Source organism: Treponema sp. Marseille-Q4132, from assembly GCF_014334835.1.
GTDB classification, from domain to species: domain Bacteria; phylum Spirochaetota; class Spirochaetia; order Treponematales; family Treponemataceae; genus Treponema_D; species Treponema_D paredis.
On the sequence record NZ_CP060591.1, the window covers coordinates 2,440,079 to 2,455,844 of the forward strand.

Below are 15,766 nucleotides of genomic sequence, written 5' to 3' on the forward strand. Positions count from 1 at the left end.
GCCGCTTCGACCTCAGGTCAGCTGTTCGAGCGAATAGCGCGTCAAATTGATAAACTGCATCCGTAAAATCGGATTGTACGAAACGTCTTTTGCCGCTTCGTCGAACTGTAAAGCGGCCGTGTCGGTAAAGAGCGCGATGTCTTTAGCTGCAAGCGGCAAGCGCGTTCCGATAAGCCGGTTTTCAAGTTCGATACAGCGGAACGTAACGATACCTGAAAACGCGAGTTTGATATTCGTTATCATGTTTTTTTCGTTGTCCGCAAGAAACGTAAACGAAGCGCTCGACTCGGTGATTTTACTGTCGGCTCCGAGGCGGCGAAACACCGTTATGTCCCAGTCTCCGAGCGGTATGCGGATATTCGATAAAATAGAACCGCGGGGTATGCCGGTAAAATTGAGCAGGGGCACGTATGCGGTGTCGAGCGCGCTTTTCAATTCGAGCCTTGTGTCGAGCGCAAGGAGCGGGGCGTAAAGGGTCCGCCGTATTCCGCCTGCGCATATATTGCCGCCTATCGTTGCGATATTCCGCACAAAAGGATTTGCTATGCTTTTAACCGATTCGGTAAGCGCTTCGGGGATGCGCGCGCTCGCAAGCGATAGAATATCGGAAAGTACGACAGCCGGTCCGCAATCGAGATAGCGTTCGTGCATCGTTATGGAAGCGAGCTCCGGGATGCCGTGAACGGAAATCGCTTTTTGGGGCATGCGCTCAAGGGATGTACAGCCGCCGACGACTTCGAGACCCGATACCGATGTGAGCTGATAGAACAATTCGGCTATCGTCTTCGCAAAGAAAAACGTGTGATCGCTATTTTGCATTTTTTTGCGCTCCCATGCGCTGCACTTTAAAATCGAAGGCGTAGAGAATGCCGTCGACGAGCATGTCGGTATTCGTGCAGCACGGCGAAAGATGCGAAACCTGTTCCGCGATCATCTTTCTCGCAGGCTTTACGGCGGTATTCAAAACGGCCCGCGCTGCAAATATTTTTCCCGCATTGCAATAGCCGCAGAGTCTTATGCCGGCTTTATTGAATCCTTTCGCGATATCGCCGTAATCTTCGGTTTTTGTAAAAGCGTCGAGCGTTACGATATCGGCATCCCGTGCAAGAGCTGCGGGGACGAGGCAGCTCGGAACGGCTTTTCCGTTGAGACAGACGGTACATGCGCCGCATACGCCTTCGCCGCAGCCGCACTTTGCCGAAAGACGTCCGTTTCTCCTCAGTACGTTTATTAATTTTTCGTACGGAAAAGCTTCGAGTACGGTTTTTTTGCCGTCGAGCGTCACTGGTATTTTCATGCGTTTTCTCCGGAAAGATTTTGGGTTTTAGGATGCATGGTTTCGGCGTTATACGGCAGTTCGCGTATGCAAAAGCCGAGCGCCTGTGAAAGAGCTGCCGAAAAGGCAGCCGGTATAATGCTGTGCACGAGGTTTCCGATTTGAGACGGGGGAGAGTCCGACTGCACGAACGAAATGTGTACGCCGTCGCACAAGATCGTCTCTCCTTTGACGAGCTGCGCAAGTTCCTGTTGAATCGCGATGCGGATCGTGTTTTCGGCGGCGCGCAGTTCGAGTACTTGTCCGCAATCGATCGTTATCCAGATTCCTTTGATGCGTTCTTTATACGTGTAGGGATCCAGTTCGATTTCGACTACGGCGCATCCGAACGAACTCGTATAGAAGGGTACGCCTGAAAAATTTTCTTTGTTCCACAGCTTTTTGATTGCGGGCGGAAGACCTTTTTTTACGGTGATCGGGAGAGTCTGCTTTGCCGCTTTCTTTTTTTCGAGTTCCGTGCAGCATTGATGCAAAAGCTGCGTCGTAATGCTCAAGTTGCCGTAGATACTGCTCGGCGTCGGCAAATCGTTTCCGCCCTGTTCTTCAGGCGATATCGATACGGCTGAAGACGGCACTTTGAGCAGAGAGGATACGAGCTTTGTCCAAATGTCCGAAATCGTCGCGGACGGGACGGGTGAGTGGATCGTCACCGTTCCGTCTTCTTCGAGCGTTACCGATACTTTTTGTTTTTCCGTAACGAGATCGTTGTTCAGATAACCCGAACCGCCGAAGGCGCAGGCACTTCCGATACCGCGGATAGGGAGGGCGAAAAACGTATCGAGCGAATCGGATTTTTCGGCCGCGTCGATTTTAAATGCGGCGTATTTGCGGTTGTAATCGCTCATTTTGACGGCATTCGCGATTGCCCCGAGCGCTTTTCCCGTGCGGAACGTAAAGGGCATCGCACGCTCTTTGGAAGACGAGCGCATATTTTTTATGCGGAGTTCGGGCGGCAGCATGTTGATGTGCTCGGCTATTTGCTGTAGGTGATTTTCGATCGCAAAAAAAGCCTGTGCGTCGATAATATCGGCGAACACGGATGTCGGAGAAGAAGGTGATGTCCGGGCTTTTGCGCTTATTAAAATATTCGGGATATCGTATACGCCGCACGAAGCGATCGCGAGGCGGTCGACGATTTCCTGAGCGAAGGGATTGCAGTATCCGACGTCGGCTTCGATCGAAATCTTCGTCGCAAGTATATCTCCTTCTTTTGAAACGGCGCTTTCGCACGCGATGGAAACGGCGACGCCGGGCTTCATAAAAGTTTTGTGTTCTTCACGGGAGAGAGAAAGCTTTACCGGTTTTCCCGTCAAATATGAAGCGAGAGATGCTTGGATGACGAGCGTCGCGTTCCGCCACATGCCGTTCGCATCGTGTCCCGACGTGTTCGTTCCCTTTATGACGATACGGTCTTCTGCGATTTTGAGCGATGCGGAAAGAGCGCTTTTGAGATAGAGCGGCCACTGCGTCGGCGCAAAAACCGTGAGTATGCCGTTTTCCGTAAAACAAAACGCGCCGTTCGTTTCGGGCCACGACGGCTGTACGGTGTTTTGCACCCAAGTACCCGATACGGTGTGATCGGCATTTTTGAACAATGCTTTCACTTTGCCTTCCGAGAGAAAGCAGCCCGTCTTTACCGTACGCTCGGCAACGACTTCTCGCGCTTTTACCGTATGTTCGGCAAGAGCTTCGCTTTCTTTTTCAAGTACGTCATCGCTTTCTTTTGCAAGCGGAACGGAGGTATCCGCCGGATCGTCGATGTGCATCGCGTGGGCGATTTTTAAAAGCTTTTTCGATTCGCTTTTTTCTTTCGGCAGCGTCACCGCAGGCAGCGCATAGCCCTTTGCGACCGAGCGCAGCGCCGACTCGACCGTTGCGCTGTCGAACTCTATTTCGATTTTGCTCGTGAGCTCGTACACGGCTTCTTCATCGGGACCGACGATGATGCCGACGGGTTCTCCGAAATACGAAACGCGCTCGGTACAGAATATCGGCGTTTCGGATGCGAGCGTGCGCATCGCGTTTTTTCCGGGAATATCGCGCGCGGTAAAAAACGCATAACCTTCGGGGAGTTCGGGAACGGATATGCCGACGATCGTGCCGGACGACACGGGGCCTCTCACGAGTGCGCCGTAAAGCATGTCGGGTTTCGTGCAGTCGGTGTAGTATTCGTGGACGACGAGCGGCTCTCTCTTTCCCTTTTTGTCGTTTTTCTTTTTCGCTTTGTCAGGCATGGTGTGCCGCTCCTATGGATCCGACCGCTTCGATTACGCTGTCCGTCATATCGCTTGTCATACCGGGCCACAGCGGAAGCGAAATCGTCGACGCGAAACGTTTTTGTGCATTCGGAAAATGTTCTGCACGGAATTCGGGATATAATTTTTTCCAGTACGTAAAATAAAAGAGGGGTATAAAGTGCACCGAAATGCCGATGCCGCGCGATTGCAGTTCTTTTGCAAAGTCGTCGCGGGTTATCGTAAGCGCATCCGGTTTTATGCGCATGAGGTAGAGGTGCCATGCGTTTCCCTCTCCGTCGGGCGGGACTTCGATAAAGTCGAGTTTTGAAAACGCATCGTCGTATTTTTTTGCAACAGCTTTTCGCGCTTCCGAAAACGCGCGGGCTTTTTTCAACTGTTCGATGCCGAGCGCGGCAAGGATGTCGGGCAAATTGAATTTATAGCCGCATTCGGCGATGTCGTATTCCCACGAAGCGCGAGAGGATGTATAGCGATCCCATGCGGCTCTGTCCATGCCGTGCATACGCATGAGGGCGATGCGCTTTGCAAGCTCTTCATCGCGCACGCATACCATACCGCCTTCACCCGTCGTTATGGTCTTTGTCGCATAAAACGAAAATACGCCCGCGTCTCCGATCGTTCCCGCGTAACCGAGCTTTGTCGGAGAAGGGAAGGAGTGAGCCGCATCTTCTATGACGCGCATCCCGTACGCTTTTGCAAGTGCGCATATTTTTTCCATGCGGCATACGTTTCCGGCGATGTGTACCGGCACGATCGCTTTTACACGCTTTCCGTTTTCGCTTTGCAATATGGCTTCGATGTTTTGCACGTCGATATTGTAGGAGTCTTTTTCGATGTCGGCAAAAAACACGTCCGCTCCCAAATGCCGCGCGCACGCAGCGGTCGATACGAAAGTGTAGGGCGTCGTGATCACGGCGCTTCCCTTTGTAACGCCGCACGCGTCCATCGCGAGGATCATACCGCTCGTATTGCTGTTTACGGCAAAGCTTTGCACGTTTTGCACATCGAGCGAAAGCGCTTCTCTTGCGTCCCGGACATCGCTTCCTACAGCGTTCATCATGTCGGAAAAATCGCTTTCAAAGGCGAGGGCGTATTTTCCCGTCGTAAGCCAGCCGCTTTTGATCACTTCGAGCACCGCCCGCTCTTCTTCGATGCCTATAGCGGGTCGGGAAAAGGGTACTTGTATGTCAGACACGGTTTGCCTCCGCGTAAAAGGCTTTGAGAGAAGGCACGTCCTCGCAAAGGACGGACAGGAGATATTGTTTGTTGCGGTATTTTTCTTCTTTGCCTGAAGTGCGGAAGCACACGGGATAAAGCTTTTCAAGGAGAGAGTGCAAGTGGGCTTCTGCGTACGGCGTATTTTTCAAACGCATGATTTTTTTGTACGAAGTTTTTTGCGCTTCTTCTTCGGGAAGCCGTAAGGGTTCGATCGTCCGCTCTCCTTTTCTCGCTCCGGTAAATACAATGTCGATGTCTTTGTACGGTTCGAAACCGCTGAAGCGGATGATCTGTTCGGCAAGCTCCGTTATCTTTACGGGCTGCCCCATATCGAGGAGGTAGGACGAACCGTTTTCGCCGACGCCGCCCGTGCGCAGGACGAGGGAGCACGCTTCGGGTATCGTCATAAAATAGCGCTCCATCGCTTTGTCGGTGACGGTAACGGGACCTCCGTTTTTGATCTGTTCCATAAAAAGAGGCAAAATGGAACCGCGCGAGCCGAGTACGTTGCCGAAACGGACGAACATAAACGAATTACCGTCACGCGCTTTGTCCGCATAGGATAGCACGAGTTTTTCGCACAGCATTTTCGATACGCCGTAGACGGAAACGGGACTGACCGCTTTGTCGGTCGAAATGAGTACGAAGCGGCGAACGCCGTGAGCGATGCACGCGTCGAGAAGATTTTTCGTACCGAATACGTTGTTTTCGATTGCGGCGACGGGATTTTCTTCCATGAGCGGAACGTGTTTATAAGCTGCGCAGTGAAAGACGACGTCGCATTTCGTGTGCGAAACGATGTAGTCGAGATGATCTTTATCTTTCATGTCGCCGATGATAGGCACGACCGTCGCTTTTTCGCCGACGCCTTCTTTTTGCAAAAGGTGCAATTCGCGGTCTATTTGATAGATGGAATTTTCACCGTGACCGAAAAGGTACAAACGCTCGGCTCCTCCCGACAAAAGCTGCCGCGAAAGCTCCGAGCCGATGGAACCTCCCGCCCCCGTGATGCACACGCGCTTTCCGCGCAAGTACGAAAGACTTTCTTTCAGCGAAATCGTTACGGGCGTGCGTCCGAGTATGTCCAGCGGATCGATGTCGCGCGCCTGCACCAAATGCGCCGTACCGTTTACGATTTGGCTCACGCTCGGAAGAATTTTGATATGCTTGAAGCCGCCCGACTTCAGCGTTTCGTAAATCTCTTTTATCCGTTCGACGCTTGCGCTCGGAATCGCGATGATCGCTTCGTCGCTGTCGGTACATCGCAGAATTTTTGCGATGTCGGCGACCGGACCGAATACCGGAATGCCGTCGAACTCCTGCCCGATGAGCGATTTGTCGTCGTCGAGAAAGGCTGCGACTTTGCCGAATATTTTTTTGCGCTTGATGTCCGAAGCGATGGAAATGCCTGCAAATCCCGCGCCGATTATGTACAAATGCTTGTCGGATCTGTTCACGGTTTTTTATTATAGCACAGCCGTCCGCGTTTTACAATTCGATAATGCAGGCAGGGTACGCGGACGTTTCCGTATGAACGGCCGTGCGTGCGCTTCAGGGTTCGTTTCGGAGAGCAAGATCGCTCGGAGCGCAAAGGACGCGGCAATAGGGCTGTCTCAAAAGCACATCCTTTCGACAGCCCGTATCGCATTACGGCCTGCACACTACGCGTAAGCCTATATGGTCTTCCACATTTACAGGATAGCCGCCTGACCGAAAGGCACGAAGGGCGTTATTTTTGTTGTGCTTATAAGCGCCGCCGCGATAGACACGCATAGTACCCGTAGTAGCGCCGGGATAGTTCAGCGGCAGCGGATTGGACAAATTACCGTGCCAATCCCAGCACCATTCCCATACGTTTCCGGTCATGTCGTATAAGCCGTAGTCGTTCGGCTGTTTTTTCTTTACTTCGTGGGTTTTGTTGTTGCTGTTTTCAGAGTACCACGCATAGTTTTTAAGTTCGCTTTCGGTATCGGTTCCCGCCCATTTGTAATCTATACCGCCTTTGGCAGCCCATTCCCATTCTGCTTCGGTGGGCAGGCGGAAGCCGAATGCATTCCACTTTACGTGCGGCACCGTCTTATTTTCGGCATCGGTTTTCGTGTATACGGTGTTAAAAGCGGCGTCGCTGTAATACACGCATTCGCTACCATCGCCGCCGTTTACTGTTTCGGTAAGCTCATTGCAAAATGCAATACATTCAAACCAGTTTACATTTTCGACCGGACGTTTTCTCTGTTTTTCGCCGCTTTCAGGTTTATTTTGAAAACTGCTCGGATTACCGCCCATCACCGCTTGCCACAGCTCCTGCGTTACTTCGGTTTCTCCGATGTAATAAGCGGAAAGGCTTACCGTGTGCGGTTTGTTCAGGTTTTCTTCATCACGGCCGAGAGTGCCGTTCGTTACAGCGGCAATGCTCTTCATCGTAAAGCTTACGCCGTCTACCGTGTAGGTTTTGTCTGAAGTACCGCCTCCGCCGTCCGAACAGCTTGCAAAAATAAGCGCGCCTGCAATCAGTACGGTTGTGGCGAGCGCCGCGGCTCCTCTAAAGACGTGTGCCTTTTTGTTCCTTGTTTTCATAAACAACTCCTCTATGCTTTTTTAAGGGGAAAGTCCCCCTTAGACCCCGTTTTTATAAGGGCAGGACGACACCCCCGTTCAGGGCAGTTTCTTCCCGACCCCATCCTTCTTCCTGCACTGCTTAGGGCGCTGCTCTAAGAACCCGGCGGATAAAGGCAGGCAAGTATATGCGGAATGCTCGGTTTCCGAATCTTGCAATGGAAAAATCTGCGTGTATTTTCTCTATAAAAAAAGTTTTCCAGCCGGCGATTTTTATCGTAACTTTTTGATAAAAAAATAAAAAAACGCACGGAGACGGGATGTCCTTCGTGCGTACGGTGCGGTGTGTATATTGTGTGCCCATTATGTGCGGGCGGTCGATGTGCGGCGGATGAGCGGAAAAGGCCATTAGCGGAGAAGCGGAGAAGCGGAGAAGCGGAGAAGCGGAGAAGCGGAGAAGCGGAGAAGCGGAGAAGCGGAGAAGCGGAGAATTTTGCCGCACCCGCGAAGACCTGTCAAGCATTCTGTTGCAAGATTTTTGCAGACGGACACCTGCACATACGCGGAAAGCGGAGGAAAGATGTGTTATGCGCTCTCTCATAAGTTCAGTATACGGCATATAATAATGATTGACAAGGGTAAGTTTGCGCTGCATCCGAATACAGCGAGCGAATCGTTTTGCAAAATCCGACACTGCATCCGTGTCGTGCATCGATTGTTATGGTTTACAGATGATTTTCAAATGGAGTATTCCGTTTTGCCCTGCTGAAGGAGATAGCGGACGAGTGCATGAACGGAGCGAGCGGAAAACGACGGTTTTGCGTTCGGAAGAGGGGGTAGCAAAAAAGACCGGAGCGCTCGGCGCGAGGACTTTGGAGCGAGGGGGAGACTTCCCCCTCCTGTAAAAAAATCTAAACAAGCCCTTCTTTTATTCCGATTATAGTAGTGTGAATATGTATAGGTAAGGGAGGAATCCGTGAAAAAAATATCGCTCGTTTTGTGCGCCGCGATTTTCGGCACAGTTTGCTCTTGGGCAACGGAGCTTTCGTTTCAAGTCATTCAGCACAATGATGCCCTCGATACGGTGAGTGAACAAACGCTTGTCATCGAAGACCAGATTCTCGATTATTTTTTTAATTTAGGCGATATCGTTACGAACGAACCGGCTCTTGCGGCTGTCGTCGAAGATGCCGAGGGCTTGCGGAAGACGGCGTACGCGATTGCGGCTTCGGGCGGCGCCGAATATTTTATACAGCTCAGGCTTTTTTACGGCGGAAAAGGATCGAAGGATCCTGCAAACATATCGCTTAAAAATCTTGTGCATGTGCAGTGGACGATTACCGATGCGGCAAGCGGCGAAAAAATCGCCGACGTAAAAACGAAAGTCCGGAAACCTGCGTCGGGCAGAACCGATGCCGAAGGCGTAAAAGAATACGCCGCTTCCGTCGCCGATGAGATGAGAAAAGAATTGCGTAAGGAAATCGATAAAAAATCGAAACGCTGACAAGAGACGAGGATATGCCATGTCGAAAAAAATCAATTTATTTTTCTTATTGATAAGCTGTCTGCTCTTTACTTCGTTCAGCCCTTCGCTTGACGGCAGAGCCGTCGTCGCCGATTCCGGTGTGCTGCCCGAGGGTTATTTTGCAAAGACCGTCGGCTATCTTCCCGGCGACAGCATTATCGTGTCGAATTTCGCCGCGGGAAAAACGCTTGATATTCTCGTGGTCGGCTCTCTCGATCAATCCGAAGGAGTTGCGATCCTTTTATCGCCCGAAGCCGCCGCGGAACTCGGTATCGTAAAAAATTCGAACGTGATCGTAAAGCTCACAAAGCGGAGCGGTGAACTCGATGAAGCGGTATCGGGAACTGCCGTCATCGCCCAAGGTGAGACGCTTTTTTCCTCGGAAGAAAATACGGAAAGTACCGCTGCAGACAGCGGATTTGACGGAAGCGTCGCGGCTGAAAGTGAAGATAAAAGCGGAGACGAATCGCCTCTTGTTTCGGGAGATGAAACTTTGATTGCAGAAAGCACGGATGATGCCGAACAAGCCGAAACCGACGTTCAAAACGACGAAGGTGATAAGGCGGAAAGCGATGCTGAAGAATCGATTTCCGATGAACGAGTTACGGATGAACCTGCCGTTACGGAAGAGAATGGCGAAACAGGTGAATACATCGCAGAGGAAACGGACGCCGACGCCGAAAGTGCCGAAAGTGCCGAAAGTGTAAACGATAGCCTTATTGCAGAAGAGGAGGAAAGAGCGGCTGACGACGGCAGCGAAGTTTTTTCCGAAGCGATAAGTGAAATCGAAGAAAAAGAGCCGTCCGATGAAAAGATAATTGCGGAAGATGTTCCCGAAGAGACGGAGGAAAGATCCGAAGCGGTAACGGATGACATACCGGCGGAAGCCGCGACGATTTCCGATGAGCGCGTGACGGACGAACCGGTCGTTACGGAAGCCGATGATGAAAGCGTCGAACGCTCGCCTGAACAAACGGATATGCCCGATGAAAGCGAAGCCGTCGCCGAAACGGTCATTGAAGCGGAAGAAAAAGTTTCGGAGGATGAAAAAATTATCGCCGAAGATATACCCGAAGACGAGGGGGAAAGTACCGAAACGGTATCTGAAGCCGTCCAAGCCGAAACTGAAGAGGAAAGCGGCGTGACGGACGAATCCCTTGTGACGGAAGCCGAAACCGATGAAACGCTTACGCCGACGGAAGAAAAGGCGCTTGCCGAAAGCGTGCCTCTTGCCGAAGAAGCGCCTGCCGATGAAAAAATAGCAGCCGAAGTTCCGCCTGAAGAAGAGCGGGATATTGTAAGCGAGACAATTGAAGATCGCGCTCAAGTTCCTGTAGAAGAAAAAACGGAAACGCTTGCCGCTGAAACGATCGAAAGCGATAAACCCGCCGACGATAAAGCGTATAGTGCGATCGTACTTTCGAATACGGACGATACGGAAAGCGTAACGGAAAGCAGTGTGCAAACTTCAGATGAAGTGCGCACGGCCGAAAGTGTGCAAACGTCGGATGAAGTGCGCACGGCCGAAAGCGTACAAGTCGAATCCGTCAGCGAGGTGAGCGCCGTACAAAGCACCGTTTCCCCGTCGCGCGATTTGGGAACCGCCGCATCGATAGCTCGCGAATACGGCGCACGTACGGCGGAAAATCTTTCGTCGCTCGACAAAGGAACGTATTACGTGCAGATAGCTTCTTTTACGAATCCGTCCAATATCCGCGAAACGCTCGCCAAATACGGCCGCGATTATCCGGTAACGCTCGTACCTCTCGCATCGAAAGCGGCGACGCAGGTTATGATCGGTCCGCTTTCCGTAGACGAATATGCGGTCGTTTTGGAGCGTTTTAAGTTGTACGGTTATAAAGATGCCTTTGTCCGGAAAGTCCGCTGATTTCGTGCGGATTTTACATTGATTAATAATTATTAAAAAGCCGCCTCATCCGAGGCGGTCTTTTTTTCGATAGCAATTATTTTACTTCGTATATCCAGCCTTTCGGCGCCGGGATGTGTCCCATTTGTATGCCCGTGAGCGTGTCGAACAATTTTTTGAGTACGGGGCCCATACCGTTTTCGCAGGCGGAAAAGCGTATATCCCTGCCGTGATCGTATACGCTGCACACGGGGGAGATGACCGCCGCCGTTCCGCACAAGCCGCATTCGGCGAACGATGAAAGTTCCTTTTTGTCGACTTTCCGCTCTTCGACGGGAATGTACAAGATGTTTTCGGCTATGTAGACGAGCGACCTCCTCGTAACGGAAGGAAGGATCGTATCCGATTTCGGCGTGACGATTTTTCCGTCCTGCGTGATAAAGAGGATATTGGCGCCTCCCGTTTCTTCGATAAACGTATGAGTAGCGGGATCGAGATAGATGTTTTCGGCGAATCCGTTTTTATGCGCGTCGACGATATTGTGCAGGCTCATCGCGTAATTGATGCCCGCTTTGATGTCGCCCGTTCCGTGAGGGGCTGCGCGATCGGAGTCGGAAACGCGCACTGCGATCGGTTTGACGCCGCCTTTAAAATAGGGGCCTACGGGAGTGACGAAAATGCGGAACTGGTATTCGTCGGCGGGCTTTACGCCGATGACGGGATTCGCACCGAACATATAGGGGCGAACGTAAAGCGTCGCGCCGCTTCCGTAGGGCGGCACATAAGCTTTATTTGCTTTTACGACGGCGAGAACGGCTTCGACGAATTTTTCTTTCGGAAATACGGGCATTTCAAGACGTTCGCACGAACGCTCCATGCGCTCGGCGTTTAAATTCGGTCGGAACGTAACGATGCGGCCGTCTTCCGTCCTGTATGCTTTGAGACCTTCGAAACAGGTTTGCGCGTATTGCAGGACGCCTGCGCATTCGGAAAGGGAAACCGTATCGTCGGAAACGAGTTTGCCGGCGTTCCATTTGCCGTTTTTGAATTCGGCGACGAAGCGCTTGTCCGTTTTCATATAGCCGAAGGGGAGATTTGCCCAGTCGATTTTTTTGATCGATTTTTTCGCCGCGGTTTTTACCGCCGGCTTTTTAACGTTCTTTTTTACCGCTGCGGATTTTTTTGCCGTTTTCTTTTCGGAACTTTTTTTCGGGGCGGTCTTCGCCGTCGTCCGTTTTTTTGATACGGAGGATTTTTTTATCGCCGTCTTTTTCGTATCGGGTTTTGCCGCCTTTGCCGATTTTTTTACCGCTTTTACCGTCGCCATATTCACGCTCCAAAAATGTGCCCCCGCCGTTTTGCCGCCGCGGACGTATTAATAAAAATTAATATATTTTAGCGCGCATACCCGTTTTTTTCAATATGTATATTATAATCCTTACAACGACAAGCGGACCGGAAATGTATACACACTGTTTTTGGAAAATATAGTTTTCGCTATGCTTGCCCCGTGTACGTATTTTTCCTGCGCGACATTTTTTTTGAAATGTGATAGAGTATGCCGTCATGGTACGTTTTACGTGGGAAGAGATCGAAAGCATTGCTGCGGGAAAAACTGCGCTTCCCGATGTATTTGCGAGAGGTACGGCGCTCACGGTCGGAAACTTCGACGGCCCGCATATAGGGCACGATTCGCTGTTTGCCCGCGTCCTGAGCGAAGGTGAAAAATGCGCTCTTACTCCCGGCGTCGTCGCGTTTAAGCAATCGCTCGGCGCTTTTAAATCAAAGGGATTTTACGAAGGCGATCTTTCGACGCTCGCACAGCGGCTTTCGGTCATCGAAGCGCGGGGCATGGCGTTCGCGATACTGATTGACTTTTCCGATAAATTCGGTAAAATAGAGGGACACAGTTTTTTATCGATGCTCGCGCGCGGCTGCGGCATGAAATTCATTGCGGAAGGCTGGGATTTCCGCTGCGGTTACCGCGGTGCCTACGGTATGAAAGAAATCCGCGCATTTTCCCGTGAAAGCGGCATCGTTTCGGAGTTTCCGGAACCGACGCTGTACGAGGGAGAGCGTGTAAGCTCTTCGCTTATCCGTATGCGCATTTTCGAAGGCGATATCCGTTCGGCCGAAGCCATGCTCGGCAGAAAATACGCGCTCGACTGTTCCGCTTCCGTTTGGAAAAAGGACGGAGACGCGCTTACGGCGGAACGAAGCGCTTTTATGCAAGTGCTGCCCGAACACGGTACTTACGGCGTTCGCGTCATAGCCGACGGATACGTTTCGGAAGCCCGCTTTACGGCAGAATCTCATATCCTTTGCCTTGAGAATTTGCAAAAAGACGTGCGGCATATAAAGGCTGTAGAATTTATAAGAACGATAAAAGAATAGGAGTATACGAATGGCACTCTCGAAAGAAGCGGCATCCGCCGTTATTGCAAAATACGGTGTAAACGAACACGACACCGGCAACACAAAAGTGCAGGTCGCCCTGCTTACCGAACGCATCCAGCAGCTCACTGAGCATGAACGCGCTTTTCCGAAAGATAAAAGCGCAAAGCGCGCGCTGCTGAAAATCGTCGGCGCGAGGAGAAAGCTCTTGAAATATTTCGAGCGGACGAACCTCGAAGCGTACCGCTCTCTTATCAAAGAGCTCGGTATCCGTAAATAACGCAAGCAAAAAAAGCCTGCATGACCGCTTGCTCTGGCGGCGCAGGCTTTTTTTATAGCATCGATCGGTTATTGATTTCAATCTCGCTCATTTTATGCGTCGATTGAATTTTGAAAATAAGCCGAATTGTGCGGTTGCGGAATTCCGACCGTATGCCGTCCATTATGAATTTTATTAATTATTAATTTCGGAAAAGAACGACAAAGAATTGAGAAGGACAAGATGGTACAAAGAGTAACTGCGAGAGTCGGAGATGCCGACTTGATTTTGGAGACGGGAAGGATAGGCAAACAGGCAAACGGCTGCGTATTCGCTCAGTGGGGCGGAGCTGCCGTCATTGCGACGGTGTGCGCATCGCATGATGCGGTTGAGGGCATGGATTATGTTCCGGTCACCGTCGATTACAACGAAAAATTTTACGCTGCGGGAAAAATACCCGGCGGCTTTGTAAAGCGGGAAGGGCGGCCGAAAGATAAAGAGATCCTCGTCTCGCGTCTTATCGACCGGCCGATGCGGCCTCTGTTCGAAATGGCATTCGGACGCGAAATTCAAATCGTGCCGACCTGCGTTTCCGCCGACGGCGTTCATACGCAGGATATCATTGCGGTTATCGCGGCGAGCGCTGCGGTGACGATTTCGGACATTCCGTTTCACGGACCCGTTGCCGCCTGCCGCGTCGCGTATTTGAACGGCGAATACGTCGTCAATCCGACATTCGCTCAAATCGAAAAGGCCGATTTGGAAATCGTTGTCGCCGGTACCGCCGAAGGCTTTACGATGGTCGAAGGCGGCGCGAACGAAGCGTCGGAAGACGTGATGCTCGGCGCGCTCGAAAAAGCGCAGGGCTTTATCACGGAGATGTGCCGGCTGCAGGAAGAGCTGCAAAAATTGTGCGGCAAAGAAAAGCTCCCGCTCGCGCCTCTTTCGGTGACGCTTGCAAATGCGGAAGCAATCGAAGCCGAAGCGACGCCGCTTATGAAAGAAGCGTGTTTCCGCGACGGCAAAGCGGAGCGGAGCGCCGCAGTCAAAGCGGTCAAAAATAAAATCGCCGAAAAATACGCCGAACAGCTTTCGGACGAAGTGCAGAAAAAACTTTTCGGTGCGCTCATGGAAGATATCCAGTATAAACTGCTTCGAAAAGCGATCCTCGATGAAGGCGTGCGCATCGACGGGCGCAAGTGCGACGAAATCCGACCGATCACGTGCGAAATCAACGTGCTGTCGCACCCGCACGGTTCTGCGCTTTTTACGCGCGGCGAAACGCAGTCGCTTGCGGTAACGACGCTCGGTACGACGCTCGACGAACAGGCGTACGACGATATCGACGGAAACAGAAGCGAACACTTTATCCTGCACTACAATTTCCCGCCGTATTCGGTCGGAGAAGTCGGCAGGCTTGTGACTGGCCGCCGAGAAATCGGACACGGAAACCTCGCCCGCCGCTCGCTCGCTCCTATGGTGCCGGGCAGAGACGAATTTCCGTATACGATCCGCGTCGTTTCTGAAATCATGGAATCGAACGGTTCGTCGTCGCAGGCCTCTACTTGCGGCGGTTGTCTTTCGCTGCTTGCCGCGGGCGTGCCGATGAAAAAGATGGTCGCGGGTGTCGCGATGGGTCTCATCACCGACGGACCGAAATACGAAAAGTATAAAATCCTTTCCGATATTCTCGGCGAAGAAGATCACTTGGGCGATATGGATTTTAAAATTGCGGGAACGAAAGACGGCATTACCGGTTTCCAGATGGACATAAAGATCGCGGGCGTTACGACCGAAATCATGCGTGAAGCACTCGCACAGGCAAAAGCCGGACGGCTTCATATTTTGTCGATCATGGAAAAGACGATCGATAAGCCGCAGCCGATCAGCCGCTATGCGCCAAAAATCATTTCCATGAAAATTCCCGTCGATAAAATCGGTGCGCTCATCGGACCGGGCGGAAAAAATATCAAAGCGCTCTGTGCCGACTACGACGTTACGATCAACACGGATGACGACGGAACGGTTACGATTTACGGAAAGACGGGAAATGCCGCCGAAGAAGCGAAAAAAGCCGTCAAAGGCATCACCGAAGATCCGGAACCGGGAACGATCTACAACGGAACCGTCAAGCGCATTATGGACTTCGGCGCTTTCGTCGAAATCCTCCCGGGAAAAGAAGGTCTTTGCCATATTTCAAAGCTTTCTCATTCCCGCGTCGAAAAAGTTACCGATGTGCTTAAAGAAGGCCAACAGATTCCCGTAAAGCTGCTCGAAGTCGATAAGATGGGACGGCTGAATCTTTCGTATATCGACGCGCTCGACGAACAGGCGAAATAACGAACGAGGAAAG

The 15,766-nt window shown here is 51.6% G+C and carries 12 protein-coding genes; 5 read left to right on the forward strand and 7 right to left on the reverse strand.

The window, feature by feature from the left end; all coding sequences use genetic code 11:
* Positions 1-12: 12 nt before the first annotated feature.
* From H9I35_RS11100 to H9I35_RS11125, 6 genes are all read right to left on the reverse strand, one after another.
* On the reverse strand, positions 13-819 hold the full coding sequence (locus H9I35_RS11100) for an FAD binding domain-containing protein (protein WP_187419432.1): 807 nt from the start codon (positions 817-819) through the stop codon (positions 13-15).
* On the reverse strand, positions 809-1,297 hold the full coding sequence (locus H9I35_RS11105; RefSeq protein WP_187419433.1) for a (2Fe-2S)-binding protein: 489 nt from the start codon (positions 1,295-1,297) through the stop codon (positions 809-811). Before H9I35_RS11105 ends, H9I35_RS11100 begins: the two co-directional genes overlap by 11 nt.
* Positions 1,294-3,570, reverse strand: a complete 2,277-nt coding sequence (locus tag H9I35_RS11110) for a xanthine dehydrogenase family protein molybdopterin-binding subunit (protein ID WP_187419434.1) — start codon at positions 3,568-3,570, stop codon at positions 1,294-1,296. Before H9I35_RS11110 ends, H9I35_RS11105 begins: the two co-directional genes overlap by 4 nt.
* Positions 3,563-4,789: a DegT/DnrJ/EryC1/StrS family aminotransferase gene (locus H9I35_RS11115; protein ID WP_187419435.1), complete on the reverse strand. Its 1,227-nt coding sequence runs from the start codon at positions 4,787-4,789 to the stop codon at positions 3,563-3,565. The genes H9I35_RS11110 and H9I35_RS11115 overlap by 8 nt, the downstream gene beginning before the upstream one ends.
* Positions 4,782-6,269, reverse strand: a complete 1,488-nt coding sequence (locus H9I35_RS11120) for a polysaccharide biosynthesis protein (protein WP_187419436.1) — start codon at positions 6,267-6,269, stop codon at positions 4,782-4,784. The genes H9I35_RS11115 and H9I35_RS11120 overlap by 8 nt, the downstream gene beginning before the upstream one ends.
* 190 nt (positions 6,270-6,459) lie before the next feature.
* The gene (locus tag H9I35_RS11125) at positions 6,460-7,389 is read right to left on the reverse strand and encodes a formylglycine-generating enzyme family protein (protein ID WP_187419437.1); all 930 of its coding nucleotides are present in this window, start codon (positions 7,387-7,389) and stop codon (positions 6,460-6,462) included.
* Between the two features lie 955 nt (positions 7,390-8,344).
* Here H9I35_RS11125 and H9I35_RS11130 point away from each other — a divergent pair.
* Positions 8,345-8,872, forward strand: a complete 528-nt coding sequence (locus tag H9I35_RS11130; RefSeq protein ID WP_187419438.1) for a hypothetical protein — start codon at positions 8,345-8,347, stop codon at positions 8,870-8,872.
* A gap of 19 nt (positions 8,873-8,891) precedes the next feature.
* Positions 8,892-10,781 carry an SPOR domain-containing protein gene (locus H9I35_RS11135; RefSeq protein WP_187419439.1) on the forward strand — a complete coding sequence of 630 codons (1,890 nt, stop codon included), beginning with the start codon at positions 8,892-8,894 and terminating at the stop codon, positions 10,779-10,781.
* 76 nt (positions 10,782-10,857) lie between these two features.
* Here the strand turns inward: H9I35_RS11135 and H9I35_RS11140 are convergent, their stop codons facing one another.
* Positions 10,858-12,087, reverse strand: a complete 1,230-nt coding sequence (locus tag H9I35_RS11140; RefSeq protein WP_187419440.1) for a branched-chain amino acid aminotransferase — start codon at positions 12,085-12,087, stop codon at positions 10,858-10,860.
* Between the two features lie 239 nt (positions 12,088-12,326).
* On the opposite strand from H9I35_RS11140, the gene H9I35_RS11145 reads away from it, so the two are divergent.
* The 3 genes from H9I35_RS11145 (at position 12,327) to pnp (ending at position 15,753) form a co-directional block, all read left to right on the forward strand.
* Positions 12,327-13,154 carry an FAD synthetase family protein gene (locus H9I35_RS11145; protein WP_187419441.1) on the forward strand — a complete coding sequence of 276 codons (828 nt, stop codon included), beginning with the start codon at positions 12,327-12,329 and terminating at the stop codon, positions 13,152-13,154.
* Between the two features lie 10 nt (positions 13,155-13,164).
* Positions 13,165-13,434 carry a 30S ribosomal protein S15 gene (gene rpsO, locus H9I35_RS11150; protein WP_016520482.1) on the forward strand — a complete coding sequence of 90 codons (270 nt, stop codon included), beginning with the start codon at positions 13,165-13,167 and terminating at the stop codon, positions 13,432-13,434.
* Between the two features lie 222 nt (positions 13,435-13,656).
* Entirely contained in the window at positions 13,657-15,753 is a 2,097-nt protein-coding gene (gene pnp, locus H9I35_RS11155) for a polyribonucleotide nucleotidyltransferase (RefSeq protein ID WP_187419442.1), read from the forward strand.
* The last annotated feature ends 13 nt before the right edge of the window (positions 15,754-15,766 follow it).